The organism is Kitasatospora sp. NPDC057223 (genome assembly GCF_042669755.1).
In the GTDB taxonomy this organism is placed as follows: domain Bacteria; phylum Actinomycetota; class Actinomycetes; order Streptomycetales; family Streptomycetaceae; genus Kitasatospora.
The window spans coordinates 1-16,559 of sequence record NZ_JBHUWW010000082.1; the positions used below are offsets into that span (position 1 = coordinate 1).

Annotated in this window: 12 protein-coding genes; 5 read left to right on the plus strand and 7 right to left on the minus strand. The window is 72.0% G+C overall.

The genetic code is table 11. The features are described from left to right. Window positions 1–75 precede the first annotated feature (75 nt). The 4 genes from ACFUK0_RS25600 to ACFUK0_RS25615 form a co-directional block, all read right to left on the minus strand. Window positions 76–411 carry a Rieske 2Fe-2S domain-containing protein gene (locus ACFUK0_RS25600; protein WP_380254088.1) on the minus strand — a complete coding sequence of 112 codons (336 nt, stop codon included), beginning with the start codon at window positions 409–411 and terminating at the stop codon, window positions 76–78. Further along, window positions 399–1,820 carry an iron-containing redox enzyme family protein gene (locus tag ACFUK0_RS25605; protein ID WP_380254090.1) on the minus strand — a complete coding sequence of 474 codons (1,422 nt, stop codon included), beginning with the start codon at window positions 1,818–1,820 and terminating at the stop codon, window positions 399–401. Before ACFUK0_RS25605 ends, ACFUK0_RS25600 begins: the two co-directional genes overlap by 13 nt. Before the next feature lie 58 nt (window positions 1,821–1,878). Next, complete coding sequence (locus ACFUK0_RS25610; protein WP_380254092.1) at window positions 1,879–2,973, minus strand: 50S ribosomal protein L11 methyltransferase; 1,095 nt, start codon at window positions 2,971–2,973, stop codon at window positions 1,879–1,881. Between the two features lie 250 nt (window positions 2,974–3,223). Further along, window positions 3,224–4,363 carry an IS701 family transposase gene (locus ACFUK0_RS25615; protein WP_380254094.1) on the minus strand — a complete coding sequence of 380 codons (1,140 nt, stop codon included), beginning with the start codon at window positions 4,361–4,363 and terminating at the stop codon, window positions 3,224–3,226. 284 nt (window positions 4,364–4,647) lie between these two features. On the opposite strand from ACFUK0_RS25615, the gene ACFUK0_RS25620 reads away from it, so the two are divergent. The 5 genes from ACFUK0_RS25620 to ACFUK0_RS25640 all read left to right on the plus strand — a co-directional run bounded on the left by ACFUK0_RS25620 (window position 4,648) and on the right by ACFUK0_RS25640 (window position 11,044). Further along, window positions 4,648–6,126, plus strand: a complete 1,479-nt coding sequence (locus tag ACFUK0_RS25620) for an MFS transporter (protein WP_380254096.1) — start codon at window positions 4,648–4,650, stop codon at window positions 6,124–6,126. A 94-nt stretch (window positions 6,127–6,220) separates the two neighbouring features. Then, window positions 6,221–7,699 carry an amidase gene (locus ACFUK0_RS25625; RefSeq protein WP_380254098.1) on the plus strand — a complete coding sequence of 493 codons (1,479 nt, stop codon included), beginning with the start codon at window positions 6,221–6,223 and terminating at the stop codon, window positions 7,697–7,699. A gap of 62 nt (window positions 7,700–7,761) precedes the next feature. Continuing rightward, entirely contained in the window at window positions 7,762–8,424 is a 663-nt protein-coding gene (locus ACFUK0_RS25630) for an HAD family hydrolase (RefSeq protein ID WP_380254100.1), read from the plus strand. A 1-nt stretch (window position 8,425) separates the two neighbouring features. Then, entirely contained in the window at window positions 8,426–9,751 is a 1,326-nt protein-coding gene (locus tag ACFUK0_RS25635; RefSeq protein ID WP_380254102.1) for an MFS transporter, read from the plus strand. Between the two features lie 54 nt (window positions 9,752–9,805). Then, window positions 9,806–11,044, plus strand: coding sequence for a glycosyltransferase (locus ACFUK0_RS25640; RefSeq protein WP_380254104.1), 1,239 nt, complete (start codon window positions 9,806–9,808; stop codon window positions 11,042–11,044). Between the two features lie 218 nt (window positions 11,045–11,262). Here the strand turns inward: ACFUK0_RS25640 and ACFUK0_RS25645 are convergent, their stop codons facing one another. The 3 genes from ACFUK0_RS25645 to ACFUK0_RS25655 all read right to left on the minus strand — a co-directional run bounded on the left by ACFUK0_RS25645 (window position 11,263) and on the right by ACFUK0_RS25655 (window position 16,492). Next, window positions 11,263–12,741, minus strand: a complete 1,479-nt coding sequence (locus tag ACFUK0_RS25645) for an RICIN domain-containing protein (RefSeq protein WP_380254106.1) — start codon at window positions 12,739–12,741, stop codon at window positions 11,263–11,265. Between the two features lie 120 nt (window positions 12,742–12,861). After that, entirely contained in the window at window positions 12,862–13,977 is a 1,116-nt protein-coding gene (locus tag ACFUK0_RS25650; protein WP_380254108.1) for a ricin-type beta-trefoil lectin domain protein, read from the minus strand. Between the two features lie 115 nt (window positions 13,978–14,092). Further along, a complete protein-coding gene (locus tag ACFUK0_RS25655) occupies window positions 14,093–16,492 on the minus strand; it encodes a ricin-type beta-trefoil lectin domain protein (protein WP_380254110.1) in 2,400 nt (799 codons plus the stop codon). Window positions 16,493–16,559: the final 67 nt, after the last annotated feature.

Consider the following 16,559-nt stretch of genomic DNA (forward strand, 5'->3'; position numbering starts at 1 on the left):
GCTCTCGCCGGGCAGGGCCTGGCGAGAGCCGGGCACCGGCTCCGAGGTGCCAACGGATGTGCGGGGCAGGCGGGTTCAGCAGCCGAGCGCGAGCTCCGGCGAGAGCGGCAGGTGCCGGTGGACCACCGTACTGCCGGCCCGGGCCGGGATCACCGCGGTGACGGTGGCACCGTTGCGGACGGCGGGGATCTCCTTGCGCAGCCTGCTCAGGGAGGTGCCGCGCTCGTGCCAGGGGCAGACCAGCTGCCGCCCGGTGCGGTCGGGCACCGCGAGGTGCAGCGGTCCGCCGCGGTGCGGGCAGGCCGCCCGCAGCACCGAACCGCCCTGCACGGTGCGGGCGTAGACGTACGGCACCCCGTCCACCTCGACGCAGTTGCCCGGGCCGCTGACCGCGAACGTCAGGACAGGCATGCCTGGTAGTCCCCCACGGAGTGGATCTGGTAGACGCACTCCTGCGACTCGATGATCGCGCCGTGCAGGCGGTTGCGCTGGATGACCGTCCCCTCGCCCGCTTCCAGGATCTGGTACGAGTTGAAGCCGCTGACGAAGCGCATCGTGCCGGAGACGATGTGGCACAGCTCGTCGCCCTCGTGGCTGTGGGTGTTGGAGAGTTCGCCGAAGGGTTCGACGATGTCCGCGACCGGGGCGGTCACCCGGCCCTCCAGGATGGCCGCGTGGACGGGGCCGTGCAGCTCCTTGTAGCGGGGGCCGTCGTCCATCCAGGCGATCTGGGTGGCGAAGTCCTCGTCGGCGAGGGTGCTCAGCGCGCGGAACTCCTCGATTCCCCGGACGAGTTCGGGGATGATCTGCTCGCCGTGCTGCGCGATCAGCGGCTTGATGAGCTTTTCCAGGGCCATCCGGCCGTGGTGCTGGTCTATGTGCACGTGCTCGGTGAAGTACCGGGTGTCGGCCTCCCCGTCGAATACCTTGTCGAGCAGCGCGGTGGCACGCCGGCAGAAGTCGACCAGGGTGCTCTCGGTGTAGTAGAGCGCGCCGAGGTAGCGGAAGAAGTGCTCGTGGTTCTTGCCGAGATAGTGGAAGTAGTTGTTCATCGCGAGGCTGCTGACGAGGTAGTACTGCCAGTAGCGGTGGAGTTCGGAGCTGAGCCCGACGGATTCCAGGGTCTTCTCGAACAACTGGCTGTGCTTGGTGTCGTGGACGCCGTAGCCGTACTCGTCAATAACGATCTTGAACCACTCCGACTGCGCCTCGCCGTAGTAGCCCAGGACGTTGCGGGCCATCGGGGAGGCCTCGGAGAGGAAGTCCGGGGCGAACTGGATCAGCCACATCTGCGCGGCCCGCTTCGGGTCCGAGGACTTGAGGATGGCCTCCTCCGCGAGCGAGGCCTGCCCGGCCGCGTCGACGTCCAGCGACTGCAGGTAGCTCTCCAGGCCGGCCGAGTCCCAGTCCCCGCTGACCTCCACCTCGTCGTCCAGGAAGCCGAAGGCGAAGCGCTCCAGCGCCGGGCGGATCAGCTCGCCGCGGGCCCGGTTGCCGGGGCTGTAGTACGCGCGGTAGTCCTTGTCCAGCGCACCCAGGCCGGCCTTGGGGAAGAACACCAGGTCGGCCTCGTAGATGCTGGTGAGGATCCGCTGCGCCGCCAGGCTGCTGTACTCCAGCGCCCGGTCACGGCCGGGCACCCGGTCGAAGTCCAGGTGGGGGATGACCTGCGGCCGCAACTGGCGGTGGTAGGGGTTGTCCGCGTTCTCCCACTCCTCGTTGTCACGGTAGATGGGGTTGGCCGCGTAGGCGATGACGGCCTGGCGCAGCTCCTCGCCGTGCAGGGCGAAGGGCACATGGGCGATCGGGGTGTGGGACACGATCGGGCTTCCTTCCATGCGGGGACGTACGGGTGGGGGTACGGCGTGCGGCGCGTGGTCAGCGAAGCGAGAACTGGGTTTCGGTCCAGGCGAGTTCGAGCTCGACGGGCTCGGCGGGGTCGACCACCAGCGGGGTGGGCAGCGGGATCATCGCCTGCATCCAGTGCGAGCTGACGTTCTCGGGGCTGTTGCGCAGGGTCACTCCGCCGCCGAGCTCCAGTTCGAACCAGGCGACCAGGGCGTGCGCCGTGCCCTCGCTGTGCACCGGGATGCTCAGTGCGCGCTCACCGGCTTCGAGCGGCCCTGACTCGCAGTCGAAGGAGGCGAGTTCGACCGGGGCCGACAGGAAGCGGTGCGGCCAGGTGTGCAGCCGGACGGGGAAGTGGCCCACGGTGGCGAGACTGTTGAGCAGCGAGACGTCGAATCCGCCGGCGTTGTCGACCCGGTTGAGTCCGGCCGCGACCTCGCTCTGCACCAGCGCCCCGAGCACTCGGGCGGTGCGCGGCAGCAGGATGCCGCCGGGGACGAGGAGTTCCTCGCGGGCGTGCCGCACGCTGGGCAGCAGGCCTTCGCCGATCAGCCCGCAGTCGACGATCTCGGAGATCACGGCGTCCACCCGGCCGGGCAGGTCGCGGCCGACCACCAGGTCGGTGGAGCGCACCGCGAGGACGGTGATGACGTCGGCGAGGCCGTGCTCGGCGACGACCTGGCGGGCGACCTCGGCCATCATCGGGTTGGCCTCGCAGCTGTAGACGTGCTTAGCGCCCGCCTTGACCGCCATCATGGCGAGCAGTCCGGTGCCGGCCCCGATGTCCAGGACGGTGGCCCCGGCCGGGATCACCCGCTCCAGCGCGACCGCCAGCGCGTCGTTGCGCTCGTGGTCGTTGAGCATGGCGAAGTGCCAGCGCGGCACGGTCTCCCGGGCCAGGTCGGCGAATTCGGGGCTGTCGATGCTCAGGGCGACGGCCGGGTCGGCCAGCGCGTCGATGGTGACGGCGGCCAGTCTGCCGAGCTCCTGGGCCCGGGCCCGCAGGCCGGCCAGGGCGATCCGGGCGCGCGGGTCGGTCTGCGGGTCCGCCGTTGCGGCTGGGCGGCGGGCGGTGGTCAGGTCGGAGGTGGCGGCTGCGTCGAAACGTGTGGTTGCCTCGGCCATCGCGGTGTGAACACTCCTGAAAAGGGTGACGGAATTGCGGCGGCCGTCCGGGGGGGCGAAGCGGCGCCGCAGTGCGGGTGACGATCCGTGTACAGATGACGTACGGCTGTACCCTTGGTGCCGGAGAAGGCTTCGATGAACACTGACGGACGGCCTGGAAAGCACGGAATGAATGACCGTGACCGGTAGCGCAATTGCTTGTCCGTCAACGATTCGAGTACACCATTTCGCCCCGCCGGGCGGCAAGGGATCACTGACGGGAGCGGTACTTGGCGGCATTTCCGGTGCTCAGGGCCACCGGACCGGTGGCCTCCGCGGCCCGGGTCTCGCGCAGGGCCGCGGCGGCCATCGCCAGCGTGGTGTGCCGGTACCAGGCCATCCAGCCGCGGACCTGGTGACTGCCGAGACCGGCGTGCGCCTCGGCCCGACGGATCGTCAGGTCCGCTGCCCGACGGGAGAGTACGGCCGCCGCCATCGAGGCGATCGGGGTCGGCTCGGGCGCGTGCACCAGATGGGCACTCTCGTCCCCCGCCGGGTTGCGGCGCAGCAGCAGACTGTGGCGGAAGCCGTCGGCGGGCGGGCCCCAGAGCCGCCGGGCGAGCACCGGATCCCGGCCGGCCAGTTGCCAGCCCCCCTCCAGGCGGGGTGAGTTGACCCCGGACGGCCAGGCGGCTTCGGAGGTCCGCAGCGCGGTGAGGGCCACCCGGGCCGGCTCGGCGGGCAGCTCCAGTACGTACGGCAGCCGGCGTCTGCGGAGCCAGTCGCGCAACTGCACGTCCCGGCCGAAGCCGGGGCCGCCCACCACCCAGGAGAACGGCAGTCCGCCGGCCGCGGCCCGCTCCGTCATCTCGCGGCCCAGGGCGGCCTTGGAGCGGTGGCGGATCTGCCCCTCCGGGATGCCCGCGTCGGCGCAGCGGGCCGGGTCGGCGGACCACTCGGGCGGCAGGAAGAGCTCCCGGTCGATCAGTGCGCTCCCGCGCGGCGAGACATAGCAGAGGAGGACCGCGACCTGGCTGTTGCGCGGCCGGCCGTCGTGCTCGGCCGGCTGGCGGGCGACGGCGACCGCCTGGCTGCCCGTGCGCGGGGTCTCGTACTGGCAGAGCACGAGTTGGGCCGACGGGCGGGCCAGCCGGCTGCCGAGGTAGTCGCGGATGCGGTCCCTGAACTCCTCGGCGTCCCAGCGGGCGCGGGTCAGCAGGCGCTGGGTGCTCCACGCGGTGCGGGCGCCGGCGTGTTCGGCGAGCAGCCGGCTGTTGCCCCGTTCGGCTGCGTTGAGCAGGCCGTCGATGTAGGCGAGGGCCTGGCGGCGGGGTTCGGCGCGGGTGAAGAGCGGTGCCACGAGGTCGGCGAGTTCGGAGGTGGCTTCGACGCGCGGCACCTGGTGTCGCATGGCTGCTGCTCCCGGTTCCGTGAAGGTCTAGACCAGAGCGGACGCTCTGACGATATCCAGGCACAGGGGCCCCGGGAAGACTTGATCGTGACGTGTCCACGATGTATTCGCGCGGGCGGGCTCAGGGTGCACGCGTCCCGCACAAGTCCGTGAAATCACCGGCGGCGGGCTGCAACCCGCCGGACCCGGGCGGTGTTCCACCCTCCGGTACCCGCGCGCCTCCGGGCGGGCGCCCGCACGCACGCCCTCGCGGACTGCGAGGTCCGAACGGCAAGGGGACACCGATGACCGACCAGGTCCGCGCCACCACGGCGGCCGTCGAGACTCCGGCGGCCCCGCCCGGAACACTGCCGCCCGGCCGGACCGCCGGGTGGCTGCTGCTCGTCCTGCTCTCCGGCCAGGCCATGGCCAACATCGACACCGCCGTGGCGAACGTGGCCGCGCCGTCGATGCAGAGCGACCTCAGCGCCTCGGACGGCGGGCTCACCCTCGTGGTGGCCGGCTATGTGCTGCTCTTCGCCCTGGCGCTGGTGCCCGGCGCCCGGCTGGCCGGCCGGCTCGGTGTCCGCCGGGCCTTCCTGGGCGGCCTCGCCCTGTTCACCGCCGCCTCGCTGCTCTGCGGCCTGGCCCCGGGCACCGGGGTCCTGATCGCCGCCCGGCTGGTGCAGGGCGTGGGCGCGGGCCTGATGGTGCCGTCCATCCTGATCGGCATCCAGCAGTGGTTCCCCGCCGAACGGCGCGCCCAGGCGATCGGGCTGTACGCCGCCACGCTGTCCGGCAGTGCCGCGCTGGGGCAGATCCTCGGCGGTGTCCTGGTGTCCGCCGACGTGTTCGGGACCGGCTGGCGGGCCGCCTTCCTGATCAACGTACCGGCCGGGATCGCCGCGCTGGCCGTCGGCGCCCGCCTGCTGCCCCGGCCGGCGGCGCGGGGCACGGATGCCCGCGCCGCCGGGGAGGGGCTGGACCTGGCCGGTACGGCGCTGCTGGCCGCCGTCACGCTGGCCGCCGTGCTCCCGCCGGCCTTCGGCCCCGGCCTCGGGTGGCCGTGGTGGATGTGGGCGGTCCTGGCCCTGACCGTGCCGGGCCTGATCGCGTTCGCCCGCACCGAGCGCCGGGTGGCCCGGGCGGGCGGGCGGCCCGCCCTGGACCTGCGCCCGCTGAGCGTCCCCGCCGTCCGCTGGGCGCTGCTGGCGCAGGCGGGCTTCACACTGACGTACCTGGCCGTGCTGTACGTGCTCGCGCTGCACCTCCAGCAGCAGCTCGGCCTGAGCCCGTGGCAGTCCGGGCTCGTCCCACTCGGCTGGGTGCTCTGCTTCGGCATCACCGGACCGCTGCTCCCCCGGCTGCCCGCGCCGCTGCGCCGGCTGCTGCCCGTCCTCGGCGGGCTGCTGCTCGTGCTCTCCTACGCCGCCCTCGCCGCCCTCCAGGTGTCCGGCGGCGCCCGCCCGCTCGCCCTGGCGGCGGTGCTCTGCGCGGGCGGGCTCGGCCTCGGCTCCACCTTCAGCTCGCTGCTGACGCTGCTCACGGTGGCGGTGCCGCCGCGGTTCGCCGCCGATCTCAGCGGCTCGGTCAACACCATCGCGCAGCTCGCGGGCGTGCTCGGGGTCGCCGTCTTCGGCACCCTCTACCCGTACCTGGCCGGCCGGGGCGGCGCGGCGGACGCCCCCGGTACCGCGTTCACGCTGGTCGCGCTCGGGCTCGCGGGGGTGGCCGCGCTGAGCACCGGGGCGGCCCTGTTCGCCGTCCGCCGCCGGGCCGGCTGATCCCGGCCGCGCCGCCGGCGGTGCAACCACTTCGGACCGGCCGGTGTTCACCCGTACAGACCATCCGAGTGACCCCAGCTAGGAGAAGCCAAGGATGACCGAGCCCACTGACCTGACGGCCCACCACCTGGCCGATTTGATCCGCCGGCGCGAGATCTCCCCGGTGGAGGCGGTCGAGGCCAGCCTGGAGCGCATCCAGCAGCTCAACCCGACCGTGAACGCCTTCGTGACGGTCTGCGCGGACCGGGCGCTGGCAGCGGCGAAGAAGGCCGAGCAGGCGGTCGCCTCCGGCGCAGCGCTCGGCCCGCTGCACGGCGTGCCGATCGCCGTGAAGGACCTCGACCCGGTGGCCGGTGTGCGGATGACCCGCGGCTCGCTGGTCTTCGCGGAGGACGTGCCCACCGAGACGATCCTGTGCGTCGAGCGGCTGGAGCAGGCCGGCGCCATCGTGGTGGGCAAGACCAACACCCCGGAGTTCGGCTTCAAGGCGACCACCGACAACGCGTTGTTCGGCCCGACCCCGACGCCGTTCAACCTGGAGATGAACGCGGGCGGCTCCTCCGGCGGCAGCGCGGCGGCGGTCGCGGCCGGCCTGGTGCCGCTCGCCCAGGGCTCGGACGCCGGCGGGTCCCTGCGGGTGCCGGCCGCGTTCTGCGGGGTGTTCGCGATGATGACCACCTTCGGCCGGGTCGCCGTGCCCGCCAAGCCGAACGCCTTCCGCCGGCTGAACCCGATGGTCTGCTACGCGCCGGTGGCCCGCTCGGTCCGCGACGCGGTGATCGGCCTGGACGTGATGTCCGGCCCGCACCCGCGCGACCCGTACTCCTTCCCGGTCGGCGACCGGCTGGCCGACGGCCTGGACGGCGACCTGACCGGCCTGCGCATCGCCTACAGCCCCGACCTGGGCGGCTACCCGGTGACCGCGGAGGCCGAGCGGCTGGTCCGGGCCGCTCTGCCCGCCCTGGTGGACGCCGGCGCGGTGGTCGAGGAGGTCGACTTCAAGCTGCCGTTCCCGCACGACGAGCTCACCGCGATGTGGCGCCGCTACCTGTCGCTCTGCCACGCCGAGTCGGCGGAGGTGGCCCGGCGCCAGGGGCTCGACCTGGTCGGGGACCACGGCGGTTCGATCGAGGCGGCGTACCTGGACAGCGTCCGGGTCGGCGACTCGTTCAGCGCGGTCGACTTCCGGCTGGAGGACCTGATGCGCACCCAGGTCCTGGACGCCTTCGAGGACCTCTTCGACCGCTACGACCTGGTGGCCAGCCCGGTCAACGGCATCACCGGGATCCCGAACAGCGCCGGCCGCGACACCGTCGGCCCGCACGAGATCGACGGCCGGCCGGTGGACCGCTATGTCGGCTGGTCGCTGACCAGCCCGTTCAACCTGATCGCCAGCCCCGCCGCGTCCGTCCCGGCCGGCCGGGCCGCCAACGGCGTGCCGGTCGGGCTCCAACTGGCCGCCCGCCGCCACCAGGACGTCAAGGTGATCCGCGGCGCCGCCGCGATCGAGGCCCGGCTGCCCTGGGCCGACTCCTACCGCGACCTGCGGCTCGGCGCCGCCGGCCCCCGCTGACCGAGGGCCGTCCCAGCCGGCCCCGGCCCGTCCGACCCCTCCACTTCGCAAGGACCAGCACCATGAACCAGATCACCGAACTGCGCGCCGGCGCAGCCCTGTTCGACCTCGACGGCACCCTGGTCGCCACCGAGCACCGCAGCCGCGCCGCCTGGACCAGGCTGTTCACCACGCACGGCCTGCCGTGCGACGACGCCCTGCTGGCGACCTTCGTCGGCCGGCGCGGCCAGGAGTCGCTGGCGGAGTACGTCCACCTCTTCCCCGGCCACACCGTGGACGAGCTCTTCGACGAGGCCGTCGGCTACCTGAACGGCCCCGACAGCCCGCCGCCGTACCCGGTACCGGGCGCCGCCGAGCTGATCGCCCGCCTGCACGCGGGCGGCGTCCCGATCGCGGTGGTCACCTCCGGCCTGCGTGAGCACGCCACCGCGCTGCTCGAACTCGTCGGCGGAGCCGACCTGTTCAAGGCACTGATCACCGCCGAGGACGTGGCCACCGGCAAGCCGAGCCCGGAGGGCTACCTCGCCGGTCTCGCGGCGCTCGGCGTGGCGCCCGCCGACACGGTCGCCTTCGAGGACGCGCCGGCCGGCATCGCCGCGGCCAAGGCCGCCGGGCTGCGCTGCATCGGCATCACCACCACCCACGACGCCGAGGCACTCGGCGCCGCCGACAGCGCCGTGGCCGACCTCACCGGCATCAGCTGGCAGACCGTAGAGGTGGGCTGACGTGACCCGGGCCCCTGATGCCCCGGCCGGCGGGCGCGCGCCGGCCGGGGCGGCGTCCCGGTTCGTCGGGGCCGGCTCGCTGCCCGACACCAGGGGCCACCACCTGCTGGTCGCCGCCCTCAGCATCGACACCCTGGGCGTCGGCCTCTTCCTCCCGCTGGCCTTCTACTTCTTCACCGTCACCACCGATCTCCCGGTCTCCGGCGTCGGGTTGACGATCAGCGCGGCCACCCTCGGCGCGCTGGCGCTGTCACCGCTCGGCGGGCTGCTGACCGACCGGCTCGGCGCCAAACGCACGGTGGTGCTGAGCAACCTGCTCTCCGCCACCGGGTACGCCTGCTACCCGGTGGCCGACTCCTACCTCGGGATCTTCGGCTGTGTGCTGCTGGTGATGGCCGCCGACCGGCTGTACTTCGCCGGCTGGCCCACGCTGATCACCAGCGTCTCCAAGCCCGGCCAGCTCGACTCCTGGTTCGCCCTGATCCAGGCCGTCAGTGCGGGCAGCCTCGGCACCGGCGCGCTGATCAGCACCATCTTCCTGGCCGACCAGGGCACGGACGCCCTGCGGGTGATCGTCCTGGTGAACGCGGGCACCTGCGTGGTGGCCGGCGCGCTGATCGCCGCCTGCCGCGTCCAGCCGGCCGCCAAGGCGCCGGCGGACGCGTCGGCGGCCCGCCCCACCCGCCGCCAGGCGTTCGCGGATCCGGCGTTCCGACGGCTGCTGCTCAGCCAGTTGCTGATCGCCGCCGCCTGGACGGTGCCCGCGGCCTTCCTGCCGCTGTACCTGACCAAGGTGCTGCACCTCGGCCAGTGGTACGCCACGCTGGTCTTCGCGGTGAACTACCTGCTGCTGTTCGTGGCCCAGCTCTGGGTGACCCACCGGGTGCGCCGCGCCCGGCGGACCAGGGTGGTGCTGGCCGGCGCCGGACTGCTACTCACCTCACTCGCGCTGACCAGCAGCGCGGCCGGCTTCACCAGTTGGCCGGCCGCCGCCCTGGTGTTCGCCGGGGTCGCGGTCTACAGCTTCGGCGAGATGCTGGTCTCGCCCTCCTCGTACGCGCTGGTGGCCGCCCTCGCTCCGGACGAACTCCGCGGCTTCTACATGTCGTTGTTCCAGATGACCGGCGCCGTGGCGTTCGGCATCGGGCCGGGGGTGGCGGGTCTGCTGTTCGACTTCGCCCCGATGTCCGTCCCGGTCGCGGTCGCCTGCTGCGTGACGGCCGGCGCCTTCCTGCTCTACCTCGGCGAGGGCCGGTTCCCGGCCTCGGCGCAGCGGCGCCGCGAGGTGGAGGAGATCGTCACCGAACCGCTCGTCTCCGCACCGTGACCCCGCCCCGCCAACGACCCCGACCCCGCCACCGACCCCGTTGGGAGCCCCGCCTTGTCCGCCCAGCCCGCGCTTCCTGACCAGCCTGCCGCCCCGGCGAGACCGCACGACCCGCAGGTGCTGGCCGCCGCCGCCGTCAGCAGTGTGATCCTGGCCGCCGATCCGGTGGCGCGGGCCGTCGCCCCGGACTACTGGGACTGGTCGGCCGACGCCCACCACGCGACCGTAAGGGCCCTGTCGGGTCTTGCCGACCGGCAGGCCGCAGCCGCGGCGGCCCGGCTGGGCGAGGCCCCGGCGGACCCGGCCGCAGCCCGCCTGCTGGCCGGGCTGCTGCTCCCGCTGCTGGCCGACGGGGCGGGCACCGAACTCGCCGACGCCGCAGCGACGGTGGAGACGCTGTCGCGGCTGCTGGCCAAACCGGGCGAGCCGGTCGCGGCACTGCCGGCCGCGCCGACGGCCACCGACCTGCTCGGCAAGCTCGCCCGGCCGCCGCACCACGGGCGGCAGCCGGTCGACGCGGCCGTGGTCATCCCGTTCCGCGCGGCCGACGACGCCGAGGGGCGGCTGCGCAACCTGGCCGCCGTACTCGCCGCGCTGGCCGACCAGAGCCATCCGCGCGAGCGGTACCGGGTGATCGTGGTGGAGAGCGACGAACGGCCGCGCTGGCGCGAGCTGTTCGCGGACGCCTGCGACAGCTACCTGTTCGCGCCGTGCCCGGGGCGCTTCAACAAGTCCTGGACGGTCAACGTCGGTGTGGTGCACGGCGCCAGGCCCGCCGAGCTGGTCTGCGTCCTCGACGGTGACATCCTGGTCGACCGCGACTTCGTGGCCCGGGCCGTCGAGCGGTTCCGGCAGCCGGGCACGCAGGCGCACTGGCCGTTCCAGGACATGCTCTTCCTCGATCCGCAGGCCAGCCGGCTCGCCGTCCAGGAGCGCTGCCTGGGCGGGCGGGGCGCCGTCGACCAGGGCCCGCTGCGCGGGGTGTACCTGCGGCGCCCGCCGGGTGGCTGCGTCTGGCTGCGCGAGTCGCTGTTCAGCCGGATCGGCGGGATGGACGAGCGGTTCTCCGGCTGGGGCGGCGAGGACCAGGACTTCGTCTGGCGGGCCGAGCGCTACGGCCCGATGGACCGGCACGCCGACCCGGTCGTCCACCTGCACCACGACCGGGCGCCGCACCGCGGGGACGACGGTGTGCCGTTCTACGAGGAGGTGGAGCGGGCCGGGTTCTGCAGCTGGCCGGTCGACTCGCCGATCGGCCTGCTCGACAAGTACGTCGGCGCACCGGCCGGCTGACCGGCCAGCCGGCGTGACGAACCTCGGCGCGAGGTGGGCGGGGTCGTGGGCGGGGCTGACGACGTCTGTGCCGCGGTTGGGGATCCGCTCTCCCGGGAACCACCAGGAGCTGATCTTTTCGTGAACGGATTCACCTCTCGGATTCGGATCCGGCCTCGACCCGGCTCCCCCTTCTGGTCGGTGCCGCCGCACGGTGGCGCTTGTGGCGGGCCTGTCGGTCAGGAGACACGCCAGACCTGGTTCGATCCCCCGTTGCTGCTCCACTGGTCCAGGGCGGTGCCCGCGGTGGTGGAGTTGTCGGGGACGTCGATGACCAGACCGCTGTTCAGACTCTTCAGGACGTAGGAGGTGTTCGACGGGGAGGCGTAGTCACCGACCGCGTCGAAGGCCCACAACTGGTTGGCCGCGCCGGTGCACGGCCACTGGATGAGTGCCCCGCCCCGGGCGGTGGAGGCGCCGGAGACGTCGAGGCACTTGCCGGATCCGGCGCCGACGAGGCTGAAGACGTTGCCGTAGGCGCGGCGCAGGTTCCACCGCTGGTTGGCGCCGCCGGTGGCGGGCCACTGCACGATCGCGGCGCCGTCGCTCGTGGAGGCGTTGTCGACGTCGACGGCCTGGGCGTCGCCCGCACTGGTGAGGACGTGGTCGGCGGCGCTGGGTACCGAGGAGTTCGCGGTCCAGGTGCCCGCCGGGACGTCCAGGGACCAGGAGTTGAACCAGCCGACGTTCAGCGTGCTGCCCGAGACGGTGATCGGCAGCCAGATGAGTTGGGAGCCGGCCAGGTCGCCTGGGTTCCAGCGGTCGCCGGCGTAGATGTACGTGGTGCCCGACGAGCCGCTGACCTGGATGATGTTCGCGGTCTGGGTGTTGTACGTCGAGGTGCCCGCGGGTGCGAAGGTGCTGTACGAGCTCCACGGTCCGCTCAGCGAGGTGGCGCTGGCGTACATGTTGTCGTTGGTGTTCCAGCCGGTCAGGCTGGAGCCGAGGATGAAGTAGCGGCCGCCGGACTTCATCATCGCCGGGGCCTCGTAGCCGGCCAGGTCGGCGACGTCGGCGGCCACCGAGAGGTAGTCGGCGGAGAGCCGCTCGATGTGCGTGGCGCCGTGCCCGCGGTCCTCGGTCAGCAGGTAGGCGGTGCCGTCGGTGTCCTGGAAGAGGCTCTCGTCACGGCTCTGGTTGCCCAGCGGCTGGAAACTGCCCCGGTAGGTGTACGGGCCGCAGGGGGTGGAGCTGGTGGCGACGCCGACCTTCGCCTCGGTGTAGGCGGGGTCGTCGATGTGCATGTACATCACGTACAGGCCGGTCGAGGCGTTGTGGATCACCTTGGGCCGCTCCACGATGCGGTGGGGGCCCAGGTCCCCGCTCGCCTGCCGTGGCAGGGCGCTGCTCTGGTACGTCCAGGTGCGCAGGTCGGTCGAGGTGAAGCAGGGAATCGAGCGGAACGAGGTGTCGGACGAGTTCTCGCCGTTCTTGTCCTCACCGAACGCGTACCACGTGCTGCCGGACTTGACGATGCCCAGCCCGTGCATCTGGAGCGGGTTGCCGTTCTGGTCCTTCCACGCCGTGCCGGGGGTGAACGTGCTCACCGTCGCCGCGTGGGCGTCGGACTGCGGCCCCAGCAGGGCCGCGGCCAGGAGCAGCAGTCCCGCCAGGATGCGCCGGAGCGGCACCCTCGGTCGGGCGGTGTTCGTCAGCATGAGGCTCTCTTCCTTCCTGTCGTCGTCGAGCCGCGGGGCGAGTGCGGTGGAGCGCCTCGGGCACGCCGGGACCGGATCCGGACACACCGTCCGGCCCGGCCCGGCGCCTGCCGTCCGCGGTCACGCCACGGCCGGCAGCGTCGTCCAGCGCTGGTTGGCCCCTCCGTCACAGGTCCACAGGTCCAACCGGGTACCGTCGGTGGTGGAGAAACCGGGGTCGTCGAGACAGCGGCCGGACAGCGGGTTGCGGTAGCCGCCGTTGTACACCTGCCACTGCTGGTTGGCACCGCCGTTGCAGTCCCACAGCTCCACCTTGGTGCCGTCGGCCGTGCCGAAGCCGGTCACGTCGAGGCACTTGCCCAGCGCGCGCAGCGTGCCGTCCGAGCGCAGCGTCCACCACTGCCCGTCGCCCGCGTTGCAGCTCCAGATCTGCACCGCCGTGCCGTTGGCGCTGTTGGCGCCGTTGACGTCCGCGCACTTCCCTCCGCCGCCGACGCCCGCCCTGACCGGGCCGCCGTTCGGTGCGGGGGGCTTGATCCAGCCCGCGTTGTCCGCGGCCACCAAGGCTGCGTTGAAGGCGTCGGCCACCTTCTGGTAGCCGGCGTCGCCTGGGTGCCGGTCGTCGGCCAGGTCGGAGACCTTCACACTGCTGGTGTCGGCGAGTCCGACGTGCTTGCCGGCCGCGGCCTTGGCCCGGACGATCTCGGGCACCCGGCGGTCGTACTCCGCCCGGTTGGCCTGGATGGTGGGATCGGTGCTCGGCAGCAGCGGGCTGACCAGCACGGTCACCCCGGGGACGTCGTCGAGTATCCGGTCGATCAGCGCGTCGAGCCGGTTGGAGATCGTCGGTACCTGGTAGTTCTGCGCCAGGTCGTTGGTGCCGATCTGCAAGGTCACGACGTTGGGTTTCCAGCGGGCGAGGGTGGCGTCCGCGATGCCTGCGATCTGGTCGGTCCGCCAGCCGGAGTGGCCTTCGTGATCGGGGTCGGACATGTTTCCGTTGCGCAGGTTGCCGACGAAGTCCGGTGTGTAGCCCTCGGACGCGAGCCTGTTGAACAGCGGCCCGCGGTATCCGTTGCCGGTCGAACTCCGGTAGCCCTCGGTGATGGAGGCGCCCAGCGGCATGAGGCGCACATGGGTGTTGCTGCCGGCGACCGCCGGTGTGCCCGTGCCCCAGGCCAGGCCGCCCGCTGTCAGCAGGGCCGTGACCAGGGCCGCCGCGAGTCTGCTCCTCATGGATCCTCACTTCTGTCGGTCGGACTCCCGCCCACCGGTGCGGTCCCGGCCGCCGGTCCGCCTCCCCCGGGGGGCGGTGGACCGGCGGCCGGTGACCGGTCACCGGTGGAGAGCGTCACACGGTGGGCAGTGTCCAGCGCTGGTTGTTGCCGGTGTTGCAGTCCCAGATCTCCAGCTGGGTGCCGTCGGTGGTGCTGGCGCCCGGGACGTCGAGGCAGCGGCCCGACTGCGGGTTGACCAGGGCTCCGGTCGACGCCGTGTAGGTCCACTTCTGGTTGTTGCCGCCGTTGCAGTCCCACAGTTCGATCAGGGTGCCGTTGGCGGCGCCGCCGTTGCCGGTGACCTCCACGCACTTGCCGAGGAGTTGGAGGGTGCCGTCGGACGCGACGGTGACCTGCTGGGCGCCGGAGTTGTTGCAGCTCCAGATCTGGATCTTGTTACCGTTGACGGTCGAACCCGTGTTGTCGTCCAGGCACTTGCCGCCATTCGCCGACACGACCGCCCCGGTGCCGCCCGGGGTGCCGCCGGTGCCGCCACCGGTGCCGGGGGTGATGTTGAGGTTGTCGAACTGGTCGGTGCGGTAACCCTGGATGCCCAGGCCGGCCTGCCCGCTGGAGAAGGAGCCGTCGGTGACGGAGCCGAACTGGTTGCCGTCCAGCTTGGCGCTGATCACGGAGCCCTGGAAGGTGAAGGACAGGTTGTGCCAGGTGCCGGTGCCCAGCGCGGTGGTGGTGCCGGTGGCCAGGGTGTGGTTGGAGCCGTCGGTGTACATCTTCTCGATCCACCACTGCCCGGTGTCCCGGATCCGCAGGTAGTACGCGTTCATGTGCGACTGCGGGCGCTGCTGGGTGTTCGCCCGGCCGATCAGCTCAGTGGTGCCCGCGCCGCGCAGGAACACGTCGGCACTGACGGTGTAGTTCGACCAGGTGGTGTCGCCGATCAGCGAGTAGGTGTCGGAGTCGTCCTGCCACTCGATCGGCTTGACCGGCGCCATCTGCTGCACGCACTGACCGGAGCGGCCGGTGCAGGGCTGGACCTCGAAGGAGCCCTGCATGTCGGACAGGTACTTCGCCTCCGTGCCGTTGCCGTAGCTGTCGAAGGTGTCGGAGTACGGCAGCGCGAGGGCGTGCGCGGCCGGCGGTGTCGCGGTGCCCTTACCGCCGCCGGCGACGGTGGTGGCGGTGTAGACGTAACCGGGCTGCAGGGTCAGCGAGTACGCGCCGTTGCTCGGCGTGATGTCCTGGGTGTGGACGAACGACGTCGCGTTGCCGGGGTTGTTGACGTTGGTCGCCCACACGTGCACGGTCCCGGTGGACAGGCCACCCTTGACGGCGAAGTTCACCGTCTGCGACGAGCCGGACGTGGTGGTCTCCAGGATCGTCGAGTAGTCCGAGGACGTGTTCGACCTGACGGTGACGTACGTGCCGTTGGACTCGGTCCCGCCGAGGTAGCCGGAGGCCGAGTCGATGAACTTCCAGCCCGGCTGGGTGAACTGGGTGACCTGGGCGGTGGCCCAGGTGCTCGCGCCGATCGAGTAGTTGCCCGACCAGGGTGAGTTGGCGGTGGCCAGGCCGACGGTGTTGTAGGGCAGGTTGGGGTAGATCGCCGCGAGCAGCGGCCAGTTGAAGTAGCTGACCATCTTCGCGTCGATGTAGCCACGCGTGATGGCCCGGATCAGCGCCGGGGCACCGGTGTTCATGTCCTGCGAGCCGTTCTCGCTGTCCCAGAGCGGCTTGCCGTTGTTCTTCGCGGCGGTGCTGCTGGAGCAGGAGTTGGCGTTCCCGCCGTCGCCGCCCTCGCAGGAGTAGTGCGCGCCGATGATGGACACCGCGTTGTTGAACGCCGCGTTGTTGGCCATGTCGTCGGCCACGCCCCAGCCGCTGTCGTCGGCGACGAGCTTGACGCCGGAGTACCCGGCGTTGTTGAGGGCCGAGCGCAGCTGCACGAACCAGTTGGCGTCATGGCCGCGTTCGTTCCAGCCGCCGAGGTAGCTGATGGTCAGGCCGTGCTGCTTGGCACAGCCCAGCCACGAGATCAGGTAGTTGATCGTGTCGGTGGACCAGAACCCGCCGCTGATCCAGCCGGGCGCGGTCCACGCCAGACCGTACAGGCCGATGGCGGGGTTGCGGGCCCTGGCCTGCTCGGCCAGCCAGAACTCGTAGCCGGCGTTGCAGTTGATCACACCGCGGCTGTGCTCGATCGACGGCTCCGAGCCGTCGGTGGAGTTGGCGTCACCACCGATCTCCAGCTTCAGCAGCTGCAGGTTCGCGCCGTACCCGGGCTTGAACAGGTAGTCCAGGATCTGTGACTGCTGCGCCGCCGGATAGTCGGTCAGCAACCGGGAGTTGCCGCCACCGCCGCTGATCGCACCGATCCCGTCGAACGTCCGCCCGCCCTGCGTGCCGTCCACGGTGACGGACGTGGTCGCCGCCTGCGCGGGAGCACTGCTGACCGCGAGTAATGCTGCCAGGAGCGTCAGCACCCACAGGGGTGCAAGTCTCCACAGTCGTGACATGAGTGACCTTCCTTTGCTGGAGGGATTGCCGCACAGCGTTCGGTCGTGTGCGATTGCCGGTCGAAAG

Bases quoted from the DNA above. Each gene is read 5' to 3' on its own strand.
- ACFUK0_RS25600 (WP_380254088.1), bottom strand. From the start codon at position 411: ATGCCTGTCCTGACGTTCGCGGTCAGCGGCCCGGGCAACTGCGTCGAG.
- ACFUK0_RS25610 (WP_380254092.1), bottom strand. From the start codon at position 2,973: ATGGCCGAGGCAACCACACGTTTCGACGCAGCCGCCACCTCCGACCTG.
- ACFUK0_RS25615 (WP_380254094.1), bottom strand. From the start codon at position 4,363: ATGCGACACCAGGTGCCGCGCGTCGAAGCCACCTCCGAACTCGCCGAC.
- ACFUK0_RS25620 (WP_380254096.1), top strand. From the start codon at position 4,648: ATGACCGACCAGGTCCGCGCCACCACGGCGGCCGTCGAGACTCCGGCG.
- ACFUK0_RS25625 (WP_380254098.1), top strand. From the start codon at position 6,221: ATGACCGAGCCCACTGACCTGACGGCCCACCACCTGGCCGATTTGATC.
- ACFUK0_RS25630 (WP_380254100.1), top strand. From the start codon at position 7,762: ATGAACCAGATCACCGAACTGCGCGCCGGCGCAGCCCTGTTCGACCTC.
- ACFUK0_RS25645 (WP_380254106.1), bottom strand. From the start codon at position 12,741: ATGCTGACGAACACCGCCCGACCGAGGGTGCCGCTCCGGCGCATCCTG.
- ACFUK0_RS25650 (WP_380254108.1), bottom strand. From the start codon at position 13,977: ATGAGGAGCAGACTCGCGGCGGCCCTGGTCACGGCCCTGCTGACAGCG.
- ACFUK0_RS25655 (WP_380254110.1), bottom strand. From the start codon at position 16,492: ATGTCACGACTGTGGAGACTTGCACCCCTGTGGGTGCTGACGCTCCTG.